The sequence below is a fragment of the Serratia sp. L9 genome, from assembly GCF_050632285.1.
Classification (GTDB): domain Bacteria; phylum Pseudomonadota; class Gammaproteobacteria; order Enterobacterales; family Enterobacteriaceae; genus Chania.
Map to the genome: position 1 here is coordinate 2,278,312 of NZ_CP192591.1, position 22,721 is coordinate 2,301,032.

Annotated in this window: 10 protein-coding genes and 6 pseudogenes; 12 read left to right on the plus strand and 4 right to left on the minus strand. The window is 54.8% G+C overall.

Features of this window, described 5'->3' with window-relative positions:
* Positions 1-46: 46 nt before the first annotated feature.
* The 4 genes and pseudogenes from ACQ86O_RS10845 to mutH all read right to left on the minus strand — a co-directional run bounded on the left by ACQ86O_RS10845 (position 47) and on the right by mutH (position 3,140).
* Positions 47-1,087: an NADP(H)-dependent aldo-keto reductase gene (locus tag ACQ86O_RS10845; protein ID WP_431225220.1), complete on the minus strand. Its 1,041-nt coding sequence runs from the start codon at positions 1,085-1,087 to the stop codon at positions 47-49.
* Between the two features lie 172 nt (positions 1,088-1,259).
* Positions 1,260-1,478 (minus strand): YgdI/YgdR family lipoprotein, encoded by a 219-nt coding sequence (locus ACQ86O_RS10850; protein ID WP_431225221.1) that lies wholly within the window; start codon positions 1,476-1,478, stop codon positions 1,260-1,262.
* 138 nt (positions 1,479-1,616) lie between these two features.
* A pseudogene (locus tag ACQ86O_RS10855) lies at positions 1,617-2,332 on the minus strand (TerC family protein).
* Positions 2,333-2,453: 121 nt separating this feature from the next.
* Positions 2,454-3,140, minus strand: a complete 687-nt coding sequence (gene mutH / locus ACQ86O_RS10860) for a DNA mismatch repair endonuclease MutH (RefSeq protein ID WP_431225222.1) — start codon at positions 3,138-3,140, stop codon at positions 2,454-2,456.
* A gap of 694 nt (positions 3,141-3,834) precedes the next feature.
* Between mutH and rppH the strand changes: the two are divergent.
* The 12 genes and pseudogenes from rppH (at position 3,835) to recD (ending at position 22,694) form a co-directional block, all read left to right on the plus strand.
* A pseudogene (rppH, locus tag ACQ86O_RS10865) lies at positions 3,835-4,361 on the plus strand (RNA pyrophosphohydrolase).
* Between the two features lie 12 nt (positions 4,362-4,373).
* Positions 4,374-6,618: pseudogene (gene ptsP, locus ACQ86O_RS10870) on the plus strand (phosphoenolpyruvate--protein phosphotransferase).
* A gap of 167 nt (positions 6,619-6,785) precedes the next feature.
* Positions 6,786-7,658 carry a prolipoprotein diacylglyceryl transferase gene (gene lgt, locus ACQ86O_RS10875; protein WP_431225223.1) on the plus strand — a complete coding sequence of 291 codons (873 nt, stop codon included), beginning with the start codon at positions 6,786-6,788 and terminating at the stop codon, positions 7,656-7,658.
* Positions 7,659-7,664: 6 nt separating this feature from the next.
* Complete coding sequence (gene thyA / locus ACQ86O_RS10880) at positions 7,665-8,459, plus strand: thymidylate synthase (protein ID WP_431225224.1); 795 nt, start codon at positions 7,665-7,667, stop codon at positions 8,457-8,459.
* Between the two features lie 191 nt (positions 8,460-8,650).
* On the plus strand, positions 8,651-9,154 hold the full coding sequence (locus ACQ86O_RS10885) for a prepilin peptidase-dependent protein (protein ID WP_431225704.1): 504 nt from the start codon (positions 8,651-8,653) through the stop codon (positions 9,152-9,154).
* Positions 9,142-9,714, plus strand: coding sequence for a prepilin peptidase-dependent protein (locus tag ACQ86O_RS10890; protein WP_431225225.1), 573 nt, complete (start codon positions 9,142-9,144; stop codon positions 9,712-9,714). The genes ACQ86O_RS10885 and ACQ86O_RS10890 overlap by 13 nt, the downstream gene beginning before the upstream one ends.
* The gene (locus ACQ86O_RS10895; RefSeq protein ID WP_431225226.1) at positions 9,711-10,163 is read left to right on the plus strand and encodes a YgdB family protein; all 453 of its coding nucleotides are present in this window, start codon (positions 9,711-9,713) and stop codon (positions 10,161-10,163) included. Before ACQ86O_RS10890 ends, ACQ86O_RS10895 begins: the two co-directional genes overlap by 4 nt.
* Positions 10,156-10,509 (plus strand): prepilin-type N-terminal cleavage/methylation domain-containing protein, encoded by a 354-nt coding sequence (locus ACQ86O_RS10900; RefSeq protein WP_431225705.1) that lies wholly within the window; start codon positions 10,156-10,158, stop codon positions 10,507-10,509. Before ACQ86O_RS10895 ends, ACQ86O_RS10900 begins: the two co-directional genes overlap by 8 nt.
* A 182-nt stretch (positions 10,510-10,691) precedes the next feature.
* A pseudogene (gene recC / locus ACQ86O_RS10905) lies at positions 10,692-14,060 on the plus strand (exodeoxyribonuclease V subunit gamma).
* Between the two features lie 353 nt (positions 14,061-14,413).
* Positions 14,414-17,304, plus strand: a pseudogene (gene ptrA, locus ACQ86O_RS10910) (pitrilysin).
* A pseudogene (gene recB, locus ACQ86O_RS10915) lies at positions 17,301-20,847 on the plus strand (exodeoxyribonuclease V subunit beta). The pseudogenes ptrA and recB overlap by 4 nt, the downstream one beginning before the upstream one ends.
* Entirely contained in the window at positions 20,844-22,694 is a 1,851-nt protein-coding gene (recD, locus tag ACQ86O_RS10920; protein ID WP_431225227.1) for an exodeoxyribonuclease V subunit alpha, read from the plus strand. Before recB ends, recD begins: the two are co-directional and overlap by 4 nt.
* Positions 22,695-22,721 lie beyond the last annotated feature (27 nt).

The following is a 22,721-nucleotide window of genomic DNA, read 5'->3' on the forward strand; positions in this document are numbered from 1 at the left end:
TGTACCTCCTCCCTCTGCTTTGGGGCTGAGGGAGAATGGCTGGGTTTTAGGGGGCTGGAATGGTAAAGCGGGTGTGGATCTCTTCCAGTGCCTGCAAGACTTCTTCATCCAGCACTACATCAAAGCTGTCAATATTGGTCTTCAACTGTTCCAGGGTAGTCGCACCCAGCAGCGTGCTTGCCACAAAAGGTTGCTGGCGCACAAAAGCCAATGCCATCTGCGAAGGATCCAGACCGTGTTTTTTCGCCAGCGCCACGTAGGCGGCTATCGCCAATTGGCTCTGCTCAGAAGAATAGCGGGTAAAGCGACTGAACAGGGTGTTACGTGCCCCGGCCGGTTTGGCACCGTTAAGGTATTTACCGGACAGGGTGCCGAAAGCCAGACTGGAATAGGCCAATAATTCGATGCCTTCGTGCTGGCTGATCTCCGCCAGACCAATCTCAAAACTGCGGTTCAGCAGGCTGTATGGGTTCTGGATCGAGACGATGCGTGGCAGCTCATGCTTTTCCGCTAATTGCAGGTAGCGCATCACGCCCCATGGCGTTTCGTTGGACACCCCGATATAGCGGATCTTACCGGCACGTACCTGCTCGGTTAGCGCTTCCAGGGTTTCCAGCAGAGTAATGGTGGCTTTCTCATCGGTGTACTGGTAGTTCAGCTTGCCAAAGCAGTTGGTGGTTCGCTGTGGCCAATGCAATTGATAGAGATCGAGATAATCGGTATTCAGCCGTTTCAGGCTGGCGTCTAATGCGGCACGGATATTTTTGCGATCCAGCGCTTGCTGTGGGCGGATACCGCTGTCATTTCCGCGTATCGGCCCTGAGACCTTGCTCGCCAGCACGATTTTATCGCGGTTGCCGCGCGCCTTGATCCAACTGCCGATGTACTGCTCTGTCAGCCCCTGCGTTTCCGGGCGGGGCGGTACCGGGTACATTTCTGCGGTATCGATCAGGTTGACGCCAGCGGCTAATGCATAATCCAGTTGCGCGTGGGCATCGGCTTCACTGTTTTGCTCGCCAAAAGTCATGGTGCCCAGTCCCAGCACGCTCACTTCTAAAGAACTGTGGGGAATACGGTGGTATTGCATTAACGGCCTTCCTTCAATGTTAGCGCTAAAACAGAAGCCAGAGATCCAACGGCGTAAACGCCTTTCTTGACTATAACCAAGCGAAGAGGATGGTGAAAGCGGATTCTAACTGCTTGATGGTATAGGCGGGCAGTGCCCCTGAGGGGGATCCATCAGGGGCAGGAAACTGGAATTAGCGTTCGATAACCTGAGAAACCTGATCGCCGTTGATCTGACGGCTATTGCCGTTCTCATCTTTATAGCTGATCAGGCCGGTGTCTTTATCGATCTGTGGTTTCCCCTGGGTCAGGATCATATTGCCATCTTTGGTTGCCATAACATAGTCGCTGGAACATCCTGTTAATCCGGCCACCATAATCAGTGCGGAAAGCGTCATTATCCATTTGTTCATCGTGCACACCTTATATGCATAGAATAATCATCTTTTGAGAGTAGCAAACTATGTAAAAAACGACCTTAAGATGAATCCCATCTGTCTAAGAGAAAATAACACTAAAAATAGGGCATACAGAATATGCCCCGGAGTGGGTCAATCAGCGCTGTGGCTCTTTTTGCCGCGTATCAGGTTAAGTGCTTCAACCGACATTGAGAAGAACATCGCGAAGTAGATGTAACCTTTCGGGATATGGATCTGGAAGCTTTCCAGCATCAACGTGAAGCCCACCAGGATCAGGAACGCCAATGCCAGCATTTTGACTGAAGGATGGCGGTTGACGAACTCACCGATTGGCCGGGCGGCAAACATCATCACGCCCACCGCGATCACGACTGCGGCCATCATGATAAACAGATGATCCGACAGGCCTACGGCGGTGATCACCGAATCCAGGCTGAAGATGATATCCAGCAACATAATCTGCACGATGGCACCGAAGAAACTGCTGACTTTGGTGTGAAGTTCTTCTCCTGAGCCTTCGATCGTTTCATGGATCTCTTTACTGGCCTTCCAGATCAAGAACAGCCCCCCAGCAGCAGGATCAAATCACGGGCAGAGACATTGTGATCCATCACGGTAAATAACGGTTGGGTCAAGCGGATCACCCAGGCGATCGAGGCCAGCAATGCCAGACGCATCAGCATGGCAGCCGCCAGACCGATACGGCGTGCCTTGTTCTGCTGTGCTTTCGGCAGTTTGGCCACCACCAGCGAGAGGAAAATAATGTTATCGATACCCAACACGATCTCAAGAATGGTTAGCGTACCTAACGCTAACCAGGCATTGGGATCCACAATCCATTCAAACATTGCCTGGAACACCTCAAGGAAAATAAAGCCGGATTATACGCATTTATTGAGAGGCTGGTACTGTTACCTAAACGCGGGGTAAACAGAGCTGCATTTCATACGTTTAGAACTAGACAAAATATTAAATAGAAAAATGCCGCGCCAATAGTGCCCCTGTGAAGTTCTTTTTCAGATAGAAACCGCGCGGCAGAGTCAGGATGGGTTGGCCCTGTTCGCCAATCGCTTCGGTCAGCGCTTTGTTATTGGCCGCCTTGGGCCGAAGTTGCAGCACTTCACCATGGCGTGCGGTGATACGTTCAACCTGGCCAAGAACGATAAGGTCCATCAGCTCTTCCCAATCGCGGCGTAGCATATCCTCTTCTTCCCGATTGGGCTGCCATAACAACGGCGAGCCAATGCGCCGCTGTGCCAGAGGAATTTGCCGCTCACCTTCAACCGGGATCCACAGCACGCGCGCCAGCTTGTGGCGCACATGGCTGCTCTCCCAGGTCACACCGCTGTTGCCGGTTAAAGGTGCCACACAGACAAAGGTGGTTTCCAGTGGTTTCCCGGCAGCGTCGATCGGGATGGTTTTCAACTCGATCCCCAGCTCGGGGAAATCCTGTTCCGGCTTGCTGCCCGCCATGGCGCCCAGATACAACTCCAGCAGCATGCCCACCCAGCCTTTATCACGCTTCAAATCCTTGGGGATAGCGATTTGCGCACGCGCCGCAAGCTCCCCGAGATTAAAACCGGCTAACGCCTGCGCACGTTCGAATAGCTGCTGCTCATTTTCTGGCGCAAGAGGAAGTGAGGACAAACACACCATAAATCAAGCCCATGAATTCTGGTTAAAAAACACACTGTATTTACTCACAGCCAAAAGTACCGGCGTGAGGTTGGGGAAAAGAATAATAGTAGCATGATTTTGCATGACTTTTTTCATCCGTGCCAGATGCGAAACGTTTTCAGTTTGCGTTTGTGCACGAATAGCCACCGACAATAAACAGGATCTTACACCTATTTATCCACAGATTTATGGGATAACCCAATTTTTACCGATCACTGGTTTGATTTACAGCCTTGACGCGGGGCTTTTTTGCGAATTTGGCGGTTTTATGCCTAACTCGGACGGATAATCTGTGGATAAAAACTGCGTTGGTGGATCTTTCGCCAGACAAAGATCCAAAGCGTGCACAGATCACATTTTCACCCTGTTCATAACTGGTTTTATAGGGTTAATTAATTGAATTTAAATATTAAATTTAATAATGAAAAAACAGGGGTTTTTAGGTTCAGCAGAGTTTTACCGGCTTATCCCTTGAGTTCTTCACACACCTATCCACAGAAAAAGTGAATAAAACCCGTCTGAAATATCGCGACATGTTTATAACTTTGCCATTATCTGTGAGTTATCCCAATGTTATCCGGGCCGAGGTGCCGCAAAGCAGTGGTTTACCGCCTGTAGCTTGTGTGAAACAATCAGGTTATCAATACGAATTTATGCTTATCGAGGTAGTCCGGTGATCGATGATGATGGCTACCGCCCGAATGTTGGTATCGTAATCTGTAATCGTCAGGGGCAGGTCTTATGGGCCCGCCGTTACGGTCAGCACTCCTGGCAGTTTCCCCAAGGGGGATCAACCCTGGAGAAACGCCTGAGCAAGCGATGTACCGTGAGCTGTTCGAAGAGGTGGGTTTGAGTAAAAAGGATGTGCGTATCCTGGCCTCAACCCGCAACTGGTTGCGTTATAAATTGCCAAAACGTTTGGTGCGTTGGGACACAAAGCCGGTTTGTATCGGCCAAAAGCAGAAATGGTTTCTGCTGCAGTTAATGTGCAATGACGCGGATATCAATATGCAACGTAGCAGTACGCCGGAGTTTGACGGTTGGCGTTGGGTGAGCTTTTGGTATCCGGTGCGTCAGGTGGTGTCGTTCAAACGCGATGTCTACCGCCGGGTCATGAAAGAATTTGCCGCCACCGTTATGCCAATGCAGGAACAGGCAGCGCAGCGGCAAAACCCCGCTTATCGCCGAAAAAGAGGTTAAGTCAAACGGACTATGCTCACGCGCTTGCGAGAAATTGTTGAGAAAGTGGCCGCGGCGGCCAGTCTGACAGATGCGCTGGATCTTTTGGTCAATGAAACCTGTCTGGCGATGGATACCGAAGTCTGCTCCATTTATCTGGCAGATAACGACCGCCGTTGTTACTACCTGATGGCGACGCGGGGGTTGAAAAAACCGCGTGGGCGAACTATTGCCCTGGCCTTCGACGAAGGTGTCGTAGGCCTGGTGGGGCGTAAGGCTGAGCCGATCAACCTGGCCGATGCGCAAAGCCATCCCAGCTTCAAATATATTCCGCAGGTTAAAGAGGATCGTTTTCGATCCTTCCTCGGGGTACCGATTATCCACCGCCGTCAACTGCTTGGCGTTTTGGTGGTGCAGCAACGCGAGCTGCGTCAGTTTGACGAAAGTGAAGAGTCCTTCATGGTTACCCTGGCCACGCAAATGGCCGGGATCCTTTCGTTATCACAGCTCAACGCCATTTTTGGTCAGTATCGCCAGACCCGCATCCGAGCGCTGGCGGCTTCACCTGGGGTTGCGGTAGCGGAAGGCTGGCAAGATAGCAGCCAACCTTCTCTCGATCAGGTCTACAGGGCGTCTACGCTGGATACCGTCAGCGAGCGTGAGCGCCTCACCCAGGCATTGGAAGAAGCCGGGGCCGAGTTCCGCCGTTTCAGCAAACGCTTCTCCGCCAGCTCGCAAAAGAGAGCGCGGCGATCTTCGATCTCTATTCTCACCTGCTCAACGATGCCCGCCTCAAGCGTGAACTGTTTGCGGAAATAGACGCCGGTTCGGTGGCGGAATGGGCGGTAAAACAGGTGATTGAAGCCTTTGCCGCCCAGTTTGCCACTCTGCAAGACACCTATATGCGTGAGCGAGCCAGCGATCTGCGTGCGCTCGGGCAGCGTCTGTTATTCCATCTTGACGACACCACCCAGGGGGCAACCCAATGGCCAGCCCGTTTTGTGCTGGTGACCGATGAACTGACTGCAACCCTGCTGGCGGAATTGCCACGGGATCGTCTGGCTGGCGTGGTGGTACGGGACGGTGCCGCCAACTCTCACGCCGCGATCCTGGTGCGGGCCATGGGGGTGCCGACGGTGATGGGGGCAGATATCCAGCCCACATTACTGGCCCAGCGGATGCTGATTGTTGACGGCTATCGTGGCGAGCTGCTGGTGGATCCGGAACCGGTTCTGGTGCAGGAATATCAACGCCTGATCAGCGAAGAGCTGGAACTCAGCAAGCTGGCAGAAGATGACGTTGAACAGCCGGCAGAATTGAAAAGCGGCGAGCGAGTCCAGGTGATGCTGAACGCTGGCCTGAGCCCAGAGCACGAGCAATTGCTCGGCGGGCGGGTTGACGGCGTTGGTCTGTATCGCACCGAGATCCCGTTCATGCTGCAAAGCGGCTTCCCTTCGGAAGAGGAGCAGGTGGCGCAATATCAGGGCATGCTGCAACTGTACCCGCACAAGCCGGTAACGCTGCGCACGCTGGATATTGGCTCAGACAAGCAACTGCCTTATATGCCGATCAGCGAAGAGAACCCCTGCCTCGGCTGGCGCGGGATCCGTATTACGCTCGACCAGCCGGAAATCTTCCTGATCCAGGTGCGTGCGATGCTGCGTGCCAATGCAGGCACCGGCAATCTGGGGATCCTGTTGCCGATGATCACCAGCCTGGAAGAGGTCGATGAAGCCAAGCGTCTGATCGACCGCGCCGGGCGAGAAGTTGAAGAGATGCTGGGGTATGAAATTCCCAAGCCGCGCATTGGCGTCATGCTGGAAGTGCCGTCGATGATCTTCCTGATCCCCTACCTGGCCGCGCGCGTAGATTTTATCTCGGTAGGCACCAACGATCTGACCCAGTATCTGCTGGCAGTCGATCGTAATAACACCCGTGTTGCCTCGCTTTACGACAGCCTGCACCCAGCCATGTTGCAGGTGCTGAAACTGATTATCGATCAGGGGACGGCGGCAGGGCTACAGGTCAGCTTATGCGGTGAGCTGGCTGGCGATCCTATGGGGGCTCTGCTATTAGTGGGAATGGGCTATCGTAATCTGAGTATGAACGGGCGCAGTGTGGCACGTATCAAATACCTGCTGCGGCATATCGAGTTAGCCGATGCGCAAACTCTTGCTCAACGGGTATTGAGTGCTCAGATGACCACTGAGGTTCGCCATCAGGTGGCGGCATTTATGGAGCGTCGCAGCATGGGGGGTTAATTCGTGGTGGCCGTTGATACGGATTTTTTTACAGAACTTTTCCCAGCAGGCAAACCCGGACCAGGTTAAGCCTATGATATGATGCGCAACCTCAATGCGATGTCCCATTAGATGGGTTTTTCAACGCGTTTGGCACCTGCCGCCCCCAGATGGGGAAGAATAAATAGACATGTTGTGGTGATAGATGAGCAATAGCTACCTGGCGTTTCCCAAGTTTGATCCGGTGATTTTTTCTATTGGCCCGGTTTCTTTGCACTGGTACGGCCTGATGTATCTGGTTGGCTTTGTTTTTGCTATGTGGCTAGCGGTACGACGTGCTAACAAACCAGGCAGTGGCTGGACCAAGGACGAGGTGGAAAACCTGCTGTATGCCGGTTTCCTGGGGGTGTTTGTTGGGGGGCGCGTAGGCTACGTACTGTTCTACAACCTGCCGCTGTTCCTGGATAATCCGCTCTATCTGTTTAAAGTCTGGGATGGCGGCATGTCGTTCCACGGCGGCCTGATGGGCGTGATCCTGGTGATGTTCTGGTTTGCCCGCCGCACCAAGCGCACCTTCTTCCAGGTTTCTGATTTTATCGCTCCGTTGATCCCGTTTGGTCTGGGCGCAGGCCGTTTGGGCAACTTTATCAACGGCGAACTTTGGGGCCGTGTTACTACCGACACGCCTTGGGCGATGCTGTTCCCTGGTTCGCGCACGGAGGATATCTCCATTGCCGCCGCCGATCCCAGCCTGCTGCCTCTGCTGAACCAATACGGCGTATTGCCACGTCACCCGTCACAGCTGTATGAGCTGGTGCTGGAAGGCATCGTGCTGTTTATCATTCTGAACCTGTTTATCCGCAAGCCACGCCCGATGGGGGCAGTCTCGGGCCTGTTCCTGATTGGCTATGGCGCCTTCCGCATTATCGTGGAAGCCTTCCGCCAGCCGGATGCTCAGCTTGGCCTGTTTGAAGGCGCTATCAGCATGGGGCAAATTTTGTCCGTCCCGATGGTGATCGCCGGCATTATTATGATGGTCTGGGCGTACCGCCGCCGTCCACAGCAACAATTGTCGTGAGGAAACATGAAACAGTATCTGGATTTGATGAACAAAGTGCTCACCGAGGGCACCCCTAAAGCCGACCGTACCGGCACTGGCACGTTGTCGATTTTCGGCCACCAGATGCGTTTCAACCTGCAGGAAGGTTTCCCGCTGGTCACCACCAAGAAATGTCACCTGCGTTCAATTATTCATGAACTGCTGTGGTTCCTGAATGGGGAGACCAATGTGGCCTATCTGCGTGAAAACAAAGTGACCATCTGGGATGAATGGGCCGATGAAAACGGCGATTTGGGCCCGGTTTACGGCAAGCAATGGCGCGCGTGGGGCGCGGCAGACGGTCGCCAGATTGACCAGTTAAGCACTGTTCTGCAACAGCTTAAGCAGGATCCGGACTCACGCCGTATCATCGTTTCTGCCTGGAACGTGGGTGAGCTGGATCAGATGGCATTGGCACCTTGCCACGCCTTCTTCCAGTTCTACGTGGCAGATGGCAAGCTCTCCTGCCAGCTGTATCAGCGTTCCTGTGATGTGTTCCTGGGCCTGCCGTTCAATATTGCCAGCTATGCGTTATTGGTGCATATGATGGCGCAGCAGTGCGATTTGGACGTGGGTGATTTTGTCTGGACCGGCGGGGATACCCATCTGTACAGCAACCACATGGAGCAGACACAACTGCAATTAACGCGTGAACCGCGCCCGTTGCCGCAACTGGTGATCAAGCGCAAGCCCGCGTCGCTGTTTGATTACCGTTTTGATGATTTTGAGATTGAAGGCTACGATCCGCACCCGCCGATCAAGGCTCCAGTCGCTATCTGATTCTGCAAAGATCACCAATTGCCAAGGCTCAGCATTCGCTGGGCCTTAATTTTTACGCTTCTGCGTCAATGTGCGAAGCCGCATGCAATTTTCCCCGCTTTGTTGCCCGCCAGATAAAAACTTTGCTCAGGGTTTTCCAACCTGGGTAAAGGTTGCTGCCGCTGATCGCCCAGGCACTTTACACTCGCCCAATGAACAGACATCAAGATACCCTTTATCGCCAGCAGGGTCTGACGCTGATTGAGTTGCTGGTCGTGATGGTGTTAGTCGCCATGCTGACCTCCTGGGGCATTAGCCAGTGGCAACACTATCAGCAGACGCTACGCCTGGAGCAGACGGCCCAGCAACTGCTGGCATTCTTGACGCGCCTCCAGGCCGATGCCAACTGGCGTAACCGTAATGCGTTGCTGTGGTTTCGGCCAGGGGAGCCTTGGTGCGTAGGTAGCGGTACGCCGGTAGCGGCTTGTAATGAGCAGGCAGATTGGGTGTTTACACCAGAACTGGCGGGCGTGGAACTGCAAGACTTTACCCAAAAGGATATGGGGTTTTATGGCGTGCGTAATAATGCGCAGGCCGGGCATATCTTGCTGAGCAACCCGGCAGGGCGAATACGCCTGGTGCTGTCCGCTAAAGGGCGGTTGCGGCTGTGTAGCGAGGAGACTGTGATTCGGAGCGTGGCGTTATGCCAGCCTTAGAACAGGGTTTTACCCTGCCGGAAGTGATGCTGGCGATGACTTTTGGCAGCCTGATTGCTCTGGCGGCGGCAAAAACGTTACCTGTCCTGAGCCAACAAACGGCTGATGCGGGCCGCCATTACCGCTTGGAACTGGTGCTGCGCCAACTGGCGTTTGGTATTGAAAAGGATCTGCGGCGCAGGGGTTTTTGCGCCGGAGATTGCCAGGGGCAGCCATTATCCATTGGTAACGCCGCAGGTGAAGCACCGGGCAGTTGCGTAATTGTGGCCTTCGATCTTAACCGTAACGGGCGCTGGGAAAAGGCCGGGGATGCAGAGTATTTCGGTTATCGCCTGCGGGCTGGCGCTTTGGAGGGGCAGCGCGGAGTGACGCAGTGCAGCGGTCCTGGCTGGGAGCGTTTACTCGATCAAGAAGAAGTGTTGATTGACGCTTTCAGCGTCAAGCCAATAGCCGGTAACGAAGGGCGCTCAGTGGTGTTAATAAGCTTGAGTGGGCGCTCGACGGTAAGGAAACATATACAGCAACGCCTGGAGTGGGCGGTTGGTATGGAGGGGCCATGACTATGCATAGGCAGCATGGGGGCAGCACGCTGGCAGCGGTTATGCTGATGCTGGTTATGGGGTTGATGCTGCTCACGGCCCAGCAACGCCAATTAGACAGCGCATTGTTACTGGTTGCCGATCGTCAACACTACCTGAAAGCCTATAACCAGGCAGCCTCTGGATTAAGTTGGGGATTGGCACAATCTTGGCCACGAGGTTCTTTGCAGGCCACCAGTTGGTATTGCCTGCAACAAAGCAGCGATGCCTTGCAGACCTGCGCCCGGCTCTCCTCGCGTAGTGGCGTTGTGGTGGTGCGTGGGGCTGGAGAAATAGCAGGAGCAGAGCCTGTATGGTTATATCAGTTGGCAACGGAGGCCCCTGGGGATGGCAGTATTAAACTTACGGTGCAGAAAGGCGGTTGGCTGGATTTCTGCCCGGAAAAGCGAGCCACTGATTGTGATGATTAAACCGGGCGGCGGTTCACATCAACGGGGCTTTAGCCTGCCTGAGGTATTGATTGCGGCATTGTTGTTCGCTGTGTCACTGCTGGGGCTGTTACAATATCATCAGGTTTTGTTGCAGGCGTTTCAACGGCAATGGCAATACCGACAGGCTTGGTCGTTGGCGCACCAGCAACTGGAAATGTTCAGTGCCGGTTCGCAAACACCGACCCTTGTTTTAACGTTGCCACCCAATTGGTCGAGTGAAGTTGAAACTCACAATGCAGAAACTTCGTGCTTGCGGCGCACGGTCAGGATACAAACGCCATTACGCCAACAGATTGAACTTAGCCGGTGGTATTGTCACCGGTAGCCGATCTCCTGGGGATGATGGTGTGGGATATATGAAATATATTTAGTTCAATCGGTTATTTTTGCTCCTCCTCCGTAGGGAGAGGGGTGAAAATAATCACAGAAGCAACAGACTTGGCACTTCTTGGCATTAGTGAACGGCATTAGCCAGCAGCAGGTACTTTTACGGTTCAAAGGAGCCCCATGTTTACGGTTTATCATTCTAATCAGTTGGACTTGCTGAAAACGCTGACCAGCGCGCTGATAGCCAGAGAGCCCTTGGCCGATCCATTCCAACAGGAAGTGGTGCTGGTACAAAGCCCCGGCATGGCGCAGTGGCTACAGATGCAACTGGCCGAACAGTTTGGTATTGCCGCGAATATTATTTTCCCGCTGCCCGCCAGCTTTATCTGGGACATGTTTACCAAGGTCTTACCGGGGATCCCCAAAGAGAGCGCTTTTAGCAAAGACGCCATGACCTGGAAGTTGATGTGGCTGCTGCCAGAGATGCTGACACTGCCTGAATTTGCCCCGTTGCAGCATTACCTGACCGATGATGGTGACAAACGCAAGATCCACCAGCTTGCCGGGCGCGTTGCCGATCTGTTTGACCAATATCTGGTTTACCGCCCGCTGTGGCTGGAAAGTTGGCAGCGTGGGGAACGGATAGAAGGATTGGCTGAGGCCCAACGATGGCAAGCCCCCTTGTGGCATCGGCTGGTGGAGTACACCCATGAGCTGAACCAGCCGGAATGGCACCGTGCCAACTTATATCGGCGTTTTATCAGCACGTTGGAAGCCGCCCCTCAATGCCCGGCCGGTTTGCCGCCACGCGTATTTATCTGCGGTATTTCCGCCTTGCCCCCCATTTACCTGGAAGCGCTGCAGGCCTTGGGCAAGCATATCGATATCCACCTGATGTTTACCAATCCTTGCCGGTATTACTGGGGCGATATTCAGGATTATGCTTTTCTGGCCCGTTTGCAGAGCCGTAAACGCCGCCACTACCATCAGGCGCAGGAAAAAGGGTTATTCCGCCAGCCTGAACAGGCCGCTCAACTGTTTGATGCCGAAGGTGAACAGCAACTGAGTAACCCGCTATTGGCCTCATGGGGCAAGCTGGGGCGCGACCATCTGTATCTGCTTTCTCAAATGGAAGGCGTGCAGGAAGTGGACGCCTTTGTCGATATCCCGGCGGATGGCCTGCTGCATGCCATTCAGCACGACATGCTGGAGTTGGAAGACCATGCGGTGATCGGCACCACGCCGGAAACCCTGGAGCGCAGTGACAATAAGCGCCTGCTGGATCCGCAGGATCGCTCGCTCAGCCTGCATGCCTGCCACAGCCCGCAGCGCGAAGTCGAAGTGTTGCACGATCAACTGCTGGCGATGCTGGCAGAAGACCCACAACTGACCGCGCGCGACATCATTGTGATGGTGGCAGATATCGACAGTTATACCCCCTATATACAAGCGGTGTTTGGCAACGCGCCTGCCGGGCGCTACCTGCCGTTTGCCATTTCCGATCGCAAGGCGCGCCAGGCGCACCCTGCGCTGCAGGCGTTTATCTCATTGCTGGATTTGCCACAAAGCCGTTTCACCTCAGAGCAGGTGTTGGCGCTGTTGGACGTGCCTGCGCTGGCAGCCCGTTTCTCTATACAGGAACAGGGGCTTAGCCTGTTGCGTCACTGGACCGGTGAGGCAGGGGTGCGCTGGGGGCTGGATGATGACAATGTGCGCGAGCTGAGCCTGCCAGCCACCGGCCAGCATACCTGGCGATTTGGCATCACGCGCATGTTGTTGGGGTACGCGATGGACAGCAACGTCGGTGATTGGCAGGGGTGTTGCCCTACGATGAATCGAGCGGGCTGGTTGCCGAGCTGGCTGGGCAACTGGCCGATCTGCTGGCCCAGCTCAGCCGCTGGCGGCAGATATTGAGTGAACAACGGCCGCTGGCCGAGTGGCTACCGCTGTGCCGTCAATTACTCAATACCTTCTTTAAAACAGACAGCGAAACGGAAGAGGCGTTGGCGCTGATCGAAGAGCAGTGGCAAAAAGTCGCCAACTTTGGTCTGGAGGCCCATTATCCTGATACCGTACCACTGACGCTATTGCGTGATGAGCTGGCCGCACGGCTTGATCAGCAACGTATCAGCCAGCGCTTTCTCGCTGGCCAGATCAACTTCTGTACCCTGATGCCTATGCGCTCCATCCCGTTCAAAGTGGTTTGCCTGCTGGGGATGAACGACGGCGTTTATCCCCGCACTTTGCCGCCGCTTGGTTTTGATCTGATGGCGCAGCAGATCAAACGGGGCGATCGCAGTCGCCGTGACGATGACCGCTATCTGTTCCTGGAAGCTCTCCTCTCAGCGCAGCAGAGGCTCTATATCAGTTTTATCGGCCGTTCTATTCAAGACAACAGCCAGCGCTATCCTTCGGTGCTGGTCACAGAATTGCTTGAGTATCTGGAGCAAAGTTATTGCCTGCCAGGTGATGAGGCACTTGATGCAGATAGCAGTGGGCGCAGAGTGGGGGAGCACCTGCTTAAACATCATGCCCGCATGCCGTTTGCCACCGAAAATTTCCTGCCGGGCAGTGAAGAGCAAAGCTATGCGGCAGAATGGCTACCGGCTGCAGATGGGCGGGGGCTGCGCACCCGGCGTTCAATCAGCCGCTGGCAATGGAAGAGAAAACGCAAGTATCCCTTGATGAACTGCTGCGTTTCTATCGCCATCCGATCCGGGCTTTTTCCAGCTCCGCCTGGGGGTCAACTTTATTCTGGAAGAAACCGACCTGCCGGAAGAAGAGCCCTTCACGCTGGATAATCTCAGCCGTTATCAGTTCAACAGCCAACTGTTGAATACCTTGATAGAAGGGGAGGATGCCACCCGGTTGTATCAACGGGTCCGGGCAGCCGGTGGATTACCTTACGGTGCTTTTGGCGAGATTTACTGGCAAACGCAGCAGGAAGAGATGGCGGAATTGGCCGAACAGGTGCGTGAACAGCGTCTGGAGAATGGCAGTCTGGAACTGGATATCGATATTGCAGGTATGCGTATTACCGGTTGGATGCATCAGGTTCAGCAGGATGGCCTGCTGCGTTGGCGCCCCGCGACCCTATCCGCGGTAGACGGTATTTTGCTCTGGCTGGAGCATCTGGTGTATTGCTGTGCCGGTGGTACAGGGGAAAGCCGCATGTTTGGCCGCAAGAATTCCGCCTGGCGTTTTGCTGCACTCCCTTCAGCCCAGGCCCATGAGCAGTTGGCTGAACTGGTTACCGGTTACCAGCGCGGGTTGTCACAACCATTAATGCTGCTGAATAAAAGCGGCTGGGCGTGGCTGAGCCAGTGCTATCAGGCCCAAACGCAGCAGATTGACTGGGATGAAGAAGTGCAGGCCAAAGCCCGTGCCAAGCTGTTGCAAACCTGGCAGGGGGACCAGCGCATACCAGGGGAAGGTGAAGACCCTTACATCCAGCGCGTTTTCCGGCAAATGGATAATATTTATCTTGGGCAAATTCTGGACGAAACAGAGCGTTACCTGCTACCAGTAGCACGCAATAACCTGGGGTAACAATCCCTTGGTGGTACTGGCTGGAGGGAGGTGATAAAAATAAACGCGTTTATATCCGTCATACGTCAAGTTGCATGTGCGTTGCTGCCCTCCTGCAACTTGAATTATTTAGGGTATATACTCAACTAACGGGGTGAAATCCGGTCTTACATAACGTACAGGTATATACCCGTCGTCTTTCAGGCTGCCGTCCGGTGAGTAGCTTGAAACCATAGGTCAGGTTGAGTATTGAAACTGCAGTGTTTGGTATTTAAACCGTATTTGGCATCAGCTTTCAGTTGTGTCGTTTTGCATTAGGTCATCAACGTCAGGGATTTGGCGTGGTGGCAAAAGAATAGGGGTTCATTTTGGATATGCGCAGACAGTTGGCCCGCATTACCGGGTTAGTATTGTTGGTTATGTTTTGGGTTCCGTTAAGCTGGGCTGCACAGGAATGGCAACCTCTGGCGGAAAAGATCAATAAAAGCGAGCACGATCCGCGCCAATACCAGGCGATCAAGCTCGCCAACGACATGACAGTGTTGCTGGTTTCTGATCCGCAGGCTCCGAAATCTTTGGCTGCCCTGGCGCTGCCGGTAGGCTCACTGGAAGATCCCAATAGCCAGCTTGGCCTGGCTCATTACCTTGAGCATATGGTGCTGATGGGTTCCAAACGCTATCCAGAGCCCGAGAATCTTTCTGAATTTTTGAAAAAACATGGCGGTAGCCACAATGCCAGCACGGCCTCTTATCGCACCGCTTACTATCTGGAAGTGGAGAACGACGCGCTTGAACCGGCAGTTGATCGCATGGCTGACGCTATTGCCGAGCCGATACTGGATACCGGCAATGCCGATCGTGAACGTAACGCGGTAAATGCGGAATTGACGATGGCGCGTTCCCGCGACGGTATGCGCATGGCGCAGGTTGGGGCAGAAACGCTGAACCCGGCTCACCCCAGCGCACGCTTTTCCGGCGGTAACCTCGAAACCCTGAAGGATAAACCGGGCAGCAAACTGCATGATGAATTGGTCGCATTTTACCAGCGCTACTATTCCGCCAACCTGATGAAGGGCGTGATATACAGCAACCAACCATTAGCGGAACTGGCAGAGTTGGCGGCTAAAACCTTTGGGCGCATACCGAATCATGATGCACAGGTGCCACCAATTACAGTGCCGGCGGCCACCGCCGATCAGCAGGGCATCATCATCCACTACGTACCGGCTCAGCCGCGTAAGCAGTTGAAAATCGAATTCCGTATCGATAACAACAGCGCCGAGTTCCGCAGTAAAACCGATACCTATATCAGCTATCTGATTGGTAATCGTAGCAAGAATACGCTGTCAGACTGGTTACAGAAGCAAGGGTTGGCTGATGCGATTAATGCCGGTGCCGATCCCATGGTGGATCGTAACGGGGGCGTTTTCACTATCAGCGTTTCTCTGACCGATAAGGGTCTGGCAGAGCGTGACAAGGTGGTTGCTGCAGTCTTCAACTATCTGCAAATGCTGCGTAGCGAAGGCGTTAAACAAAGCTATTTTGATGAGATAGCCCACGTACTGAACCTGGATTTCCGCTATCCGTCGATTACCCGCAATATGGATTACATCGAGTGGCTGGTGGATACCATGCTGCGTGTGCCGGTTGAGCATACGTTGGATGCCCCTTATCTGGCCGATCGTTACGATCCCAAAGCCATTGAGGAACGTCTGGGCCAAATGACGCCACAGAATGCCCGTGTCTGGTTTGTCAGCCCGAATGAACCCCACAATAAAACGGCTTACTTTGTTGATGCGCCCTATCAGGTAGAAAAAATCACCCCGGAGCGCTTCGAGAAATGGCAGCAGTTGGCCAAGGGGCTCCAGCTGTCTTTGCCTGGGTTGAACCCTTATATCCCGGATAGCTTTGCCCTGAACAAGCCTTCGCATGAGTTTACCAAGCCGGAGATGGTGGTGAACCAACCTGGGTTGCGGGTGTTGTATATGCCCAGCCGCTATTTTGCCGATGAACCCAAGGCTGATGTGACCGTAGCGTTCCGTAACGCCAAAACCATGGATTCTGCCCGTAATCAGGTGCTGTTCTCGTTGATGGATTATCTGGCGGGGATTTCACTGGATCAGTTGAGCTATCAGGCCTCTGTGGGGGGATCAGTTTCTCCACGTCGGCGAATAACGGCCTGATGTTTAACGCCAATGGGTTTACCCAACGGTTGCCGCAACTACTGACTACGTTGATTGAAGGTTACTCCAGCTTTACCCCGACACAAGATCAGTTGGAGCAGGCTAAATCATGGTATCTGGATCAGTTGGACGCTGCCGAGAAGGGCAAAGCTTTTGAGCTGGCGCTCCAGCCGATACAGATGCTTTCCCGTGTGCCTTATTCAGAGCGTAGCGAACGCCGTGAGGTATTGAAAACCCTGACGCTGAAAGACGTGTTGGCCTATCGCGACAGCCTGATGGCGGGAGCCACTCCAGAGTTGCTGGTGGTGGGGAATATGAGTAAGCCACAGGTAGATACGCTGGCATCTTCATTGAAGCATAGCCTGGGCTGTACCGGTGTTGAGTGGTGGCACGGTGAAGATGTGGTGATCAGCAAAAATCAATGGGCTAATCTGCAGCGCCCGGGTAGCAGCACCGACTCTGCGTTAGCGGCGGTGTATGTTCCAACCGGCTATGACGAAGTCACCAGTATGGCCTACAGCTCCTTGCTAGGGCAGATCATTCAGCCTTGGTTCTACAGCCAACTGCGTACACAAGAGCAGCTCGGTTATGCGGTATTTGCTTTCGCAATGCCGGTAGGCCGCCAATGGGGCATCGGTTTCCTGTTGCAGAGCAACAGCAAGCAGCCAGCCTATCTCTATCAGCGCTATCAGGACTTCTATCCGAAGACGGAAAAGCGTTTGCGTGAGATGACCGAAGCCGATTTTGAGCAGTACAAGCAGGCGATGATCAATGAGCTGAAACAGCGCCCGCAAACCTTGGGTGAGGAAGCTGGCCGCTTCAGCAGCGATTTTGATCGCGGTAACTTTGCCTTCGACACCCGTCAAAAACTGATTGAGCAGGTCAAAACCCTGACGCCAGCCAAACTGGCAGATTACTTCAATCAGGCGGTGATCCAGCCGCAGGGGCTGGCGGTATTGTCGCAGGTTAGCGGCAGCAGCCAGCAGAAAGCTGATTTTGCAGCACCGGGCGAAGGTTGGAATACCTATCCAAATGCCTCTGCCCTGCAGAAAACGCTGCCACGTAAAGTGGCGACACCGTGAAAGATGTTGTTCCTCAGCGGCTTGAACCATTAAGGTTGCCGCTGGTAGGTGAACGACTGATTGAAGCCTCGGCAGGGACAGGTAAAACCTTCACTATCGGGGCGCTGTATCTGCGTTTGCTGCTTGGTTTAGGCCAGGCAGCCGCTTTTCCGCGGCCGCTGACGGTAGAGGAGATCCTGGTCGTAACCTTTACCGAGGCGGCAACAGAGGAACTGCGCGGGCGCATCCGCAGTAACATCCACGCCTTACGTATTGCCTGTGTCCGTGGGCATAGCAAAGATCCGTTGTTCGCCGCGCTGATGGCAGAAATTGGCGATTTGCCTGATGCTGCAGCGCAATTACTGGCCGCAGAGCGCCAGATGGACGAAGCGGCAATCTATACCATCCACGGTTTTTGTCAGCGAATGCTTACTCACAATGCATTCGAGTCCGGCATTCTGTTTGAACAAACCCTGGTACAGGATGAACTGCCGTTACGCCGCCAGGCCTGTGCAGACTTTTGGCGGCGCCATTGTTACCCATTGCCGCTTGGTGTCGCCCGTGCCGTAAGCCAGGAGTGGAGTGGCCCGGAAGCATTGCTGAGCGATCTTTCCGGCTATCTGCACGGCGAGGCTCCGGCTTTGCGTCAGCCGCCGAAAGATGACGAAACGGTGTTGATGCGCCATGAACAGATCGTCGCGCGTATTGATGCCATCAAGGTGCAATGGCGGGCGGTGGCTGGCGAGCTGGAAGCGTTGGTCAGCCAGTCAGGTGTCGATAAACGCAGTTACAGCACTAAACATTTGCCCAACTGGCTGAACAAGGTGGGGGAATGGGCCGGGCAGGAAACGCAGGACTACCAGTTACCCAAAGAACTGGAAAAATTTCGCCAATCTGTGTTGCTGGAAAAGACCAAAAAAGGTGAGGCACCGCGCCACAGCCTGTTTGTTGCCATTGAGGCATTGTTTGCTGAACCTCTGACGCTGCGGGACCTGATTATGGCGCGCGCGTTGAGTGAAATACGCATTTCTATTCAGCAAGAGAAACGCCAGCGCGCCGAGCTAGGATTTGATGACTTGCTCAGCAGGCTGGATGCCGCACTGCAAAGCGCTGGGGGGAGCAACTGGCCTTGGCGATCCGCCAACGTTACCCGGTGGCGATGATCGATGAATTCCAGGATACCGACCCGCAGCAATACCGTATCTTCCAGAAACTGTATGTCGGCCAGCCGCAATGCGGCTTGCTGCTGATTGGCGATCCTAAACAGGCCATTTACGCTTTCCGTGGGGCTGACATTTTTACCTATATGCGCGCACGTTCAGAGGTAAGCGCCCACTATACGTTAGAGACTAATTGGCGCTCATCACCGGCGATGGTCGGTAGCGTCAATCGGCTGTTTGCTCAGGTAGACAAACCCTTCTTGTTCGGTCAAATCCCGTTTATCGACGTCGCAGCCGCGCCAAAAAACCAGGGATTGGCCTTTGAACTGCAAAATAAGCCTCAACCGGCCATGCAATTCTGGTTGCAGCAAGGGGAAGGGGTAGGAGTAAGTGATTACCAACAATTAATGGCACGCCTGTGCGCGGCTCAAATACGTGACTGGCTCAGCGCCGGGCAGAGCGGTGAGGCGTGGCTGGTAAAGGGTGATCAACGTCGCCCGGTTCAGGCATCAGATATTACAATTCTGGTGCGCAGCCGCACCGAGGCCGGTCTGGTGCGTGATGCGCTTGGCGCGCTGGCTATTCCTTCCGTTTATCTTTCCAACCGTGACAGCGTATTTGATACGCCCGAAGCCAAAGATTTGCTGTGGCTGTTGCAAGCGGTGCTGGCTCCCGAACAGGAGCGTACCCTGCGCAGCGCCATGGCTACCGGGTTGCTAGGGCTGGATGCTTTAACTTTGGATGAGTTGAACCGCGATGAGCGCGCTTGGGATGAGTTGGTCAACGAGTTCGATAAATACCGCACCCGCTGGCTGCAACGCGGCGTGTTGCCAATGTTGCGGGAAGTGATGACCAGGCGGCATCTGGCAGAGAATCTGTTGGCCAGCCCAGGGGCGAGCGCCGCTTGACCGATGTGATGCATTTGGGAGAGCTATTGCAGGAAGCCACGGCGCAGCTGGAAGGCGAGCACGCGCTGGTGCGTTGGTTGGCGCAACAGATCGCCCAGCCAAATCGTCAATCGGATAACCAACAGCTACGCCTGGAGAGCGATCGTCATCTGGTGCGGGTCATTACCATCCATAAATCGAAAGGGTTGGAGTTTGATCTGGTATGGCTGCCGTTTGTCGGTAACTTCCGCCAGCAGCAACAGGTGCTGTATCACGATCGTCAAACCTTTAAGGCCCTGCTGGATCTCAATGCCAACGAAGAAAGCATGGCCTGGGCGGAAGAGGAACGGCTGGCAGAAGACCTGCGTCTGCTGTATGTGGCCCTGACCCGCTCGGTGTATCACTGCAGTATCGGTATCGCGCCGCTGTTTCTGGGAACGCGCAAAAAGCAGGGGGATACGGATTTACACCGCAGCGCATTGGGATACCTGGTGCAGGCCGGGCAGGCAGGCGACGCGGTATTCCTTAAGCAGAGTTTGCAGCAGTTGGCGAGCCAGGGCATCGCCTTGTCGCTGGTGGATACGCCGGGTGAGCTGCTCTGGCAACCACAGCAGGCAGTCACTGCCGAACTGGCAGCCAGGCATTTCGAGCGTAGGATGCAGGATTTCTGGCGTGTCACCAGTTATACCGGGTTACAGCAGCACGGTTCGGGAAATCAAGAGCTGTTACCGCGCCTGGATGTCGATGCGGTTGGCGAGCAGGCAGTGGATAACCTGCCGGCTTTGACCCCGCATACTTTCCCACGTGGAGCGGCACCGGGGACTTTCCTGCACAGCCTGTTTGAAGAACTGGATTTTACCCAACCGCTGGATGAACAATGGCTGTTGGGACAGCTACAAAAGCAAGGGTTGGAGGAGCATTGGCTGCCGGTCTTGCATCGCTGGATGCAAGTGCTGCTGAATACACCGCTTGGTGATAGCGGCGTGGCACTTTCGGCCTTGTCGGCGCAGGTCCGGCAGGCGGAGCTGCAGTTCTATCTGCCTATCAATGGGTTGTTGCAGGCGCGGGAGTTGGATGCGTTGGTAAAGCGCTACGATCCGCTGTCTGCGCGCTGCCCGGAGCTGAACTTCCAGCAGGTGCAGGGGATGCTGAAAGGGTTTATCGATCTGGTATTCTGCTGGCAGGGTAAATACTACCTGCTGGATTACAAATCCAACTGGCTGGGTGAAGACAGCAGTGCCTATACGCAATCCGCCATGGAGCAGGCTATGGCGGAACACCGATACGATCTGCAATATCAACTCTATACCCTGGCGCTGCACCGTTATTTGGGGCACCGTCTGGCAGATTATGACTATGATCGCCATTTTGGCGGAGTGATTTATCTGTTTTTACGTGGGGTGGATGCCGAGCAGGCGGGTAACGGTGTTTTTGCCTGTCGCCCGGAGTTTGCACTGGTAAACGGCATGGATCGCCTGTTCAATGGTGAAACGGCTGGCTTGGCGGAGGAACCATGATTGAGATCCTGAACCAGGCGCTGGCGCTGGGTGTACTGCGCCCACTGGACGTGCAATTTGCCCAGGTGGTGGCCAATCCGGACCAGCCGGATATCCTGTTGGCCGCTGCCTGTCTGAGTGCGGAGGCGGGAGCGGGCCACGTCTGCCTGCTGCTTGACCAACTGACACCGCAAAAGCTGTTTGATGGCCGCCAGCCAGAACTGGCATTGGCCGCCTGGCAGGCCTGTGGGCAATTGGATATTGCCGCTTGGCAACAGCGATTGTCGGCAACCCCGGCGGTAAGTGATGGCAGTACCGCCACACCGATGGTGTTACAACAGCACCGGCTGTATTTGCAGCGCATGTGGCAAAGCGAAGGTGAGGTTGCTGCCTTTATCAGCAGTGACGGCACGGTGCAAGCTACAGCAGAAACCCAGTTGCGCGCTATTCTCGATCGGTTGTTTGGTGAAGCCACCGATGAGCCGGACTGGCAAAAAATTGCCGCAGCGGTAGCGGCTACCCGCCGTATAGCGATAATTTCCGGCGGCCCCGGTACTGGCAAAACGACCACCGTCGCCAAACTGCTGGCGGCATTGGTGCAACTGCAAGACGGGGGGCGTCTGCGCATCCAGCTTGCGGCCCCCACCGGTAAAGCGGCAGCCCGCCTGACCGAATCGCTCGGCAGCGCCAGCCGGCAGTTGGATTTAACCCCCGAGCAACGGGCGCTATTCCCCACAGAGGCGGCGACATTACACCGTTTGCTTGGGGCGCAGCCAAACAGCCAACGTATGCGTTACCACCGTGGGAATCCGCTGCATCTGGATGTGCTGGTGGTGGATGAAGCCTCAATGGTGGACTTACCGATGATGGCCCGGCTGATTGCCGCTTTGCCGCCCAAGGCGCGGGTCATTTTCCTGGGGGATCGCGATCAACTGGCCTCGGTGGAAGCGGGGGCCGTGTTGGGGGATATCTGCCGGTTTGCTGAACAAGGATACAGCGATGCTCGCGCGGCGCAACTGACGCGTTTGACCGGTTGCTCATTGCAAGGGCAGCCAGCCCAAGCCGAAGCGGCGGTGCGTGACAGTCTGTGCCTTTTGCGCAAGAGTTACCGGTTTGATGCCAAATCCGGCATTGGCCAACTGGCATTGGCGGTCAATGCCGGTGACGGTAAAGCTGCCATGTCGGCACTGAGCGGCAGCTATGCCGACGTGGCGGGTTATCCACTGATTGAAACCGAGGATTACCAGCGGCTGTTGGACGCCTGTGTTGAGGGGTATCGAGATTATTTGAGGCAGGTAGCCGAAGGGGCTGAGGCCGCCACAATATTGGCGGCATTTGGCCGTTTCCAACTGCTGTGTGCCCTGCGTGAGGGGCCATTTGGTGTCGCCGGGTTGAATGAACGCATAGAAAGTGGGTTGCAGCGTGCTGGCTTGATCCGCCGTGATCCCGGCCCGGCCGGGCGTTGGTATCTAGGCCGGCCGGTGATGATTGGCCGCAACGATAGCGCATTGGGGCTGTTTAACGGAGATATTGGTATTGCCTTACCGGGGGAAGAGGGCGGCTTGCGTGTGCATTTCCAATTACCGGACGGCAGTATTAAATCGGTGCAACCGAGCCGCTTACCCGCGCATGAAACCGCCTATGCGATGACGGTGCATAAATCCCAGGGGTCAGAGTTTGATCATACCGCGCTGGTGTTGCCGAATCATTTCCTGCCGGTGCTGACCCGTGAGCTGGTTTATACCGCCATTACCCGTGCCCGTAAGCGGCTTTCGCTTTACGCTGTGGATAAGGTTTTGCTGAGCGCCATTCGTACCCCGACCCAGCGCCGCAGTGGATTGGCAGAACGTTTGCAGGCGAGTAGGTAACCCTTGGTGGGCGCTGGTCAGCGCCAC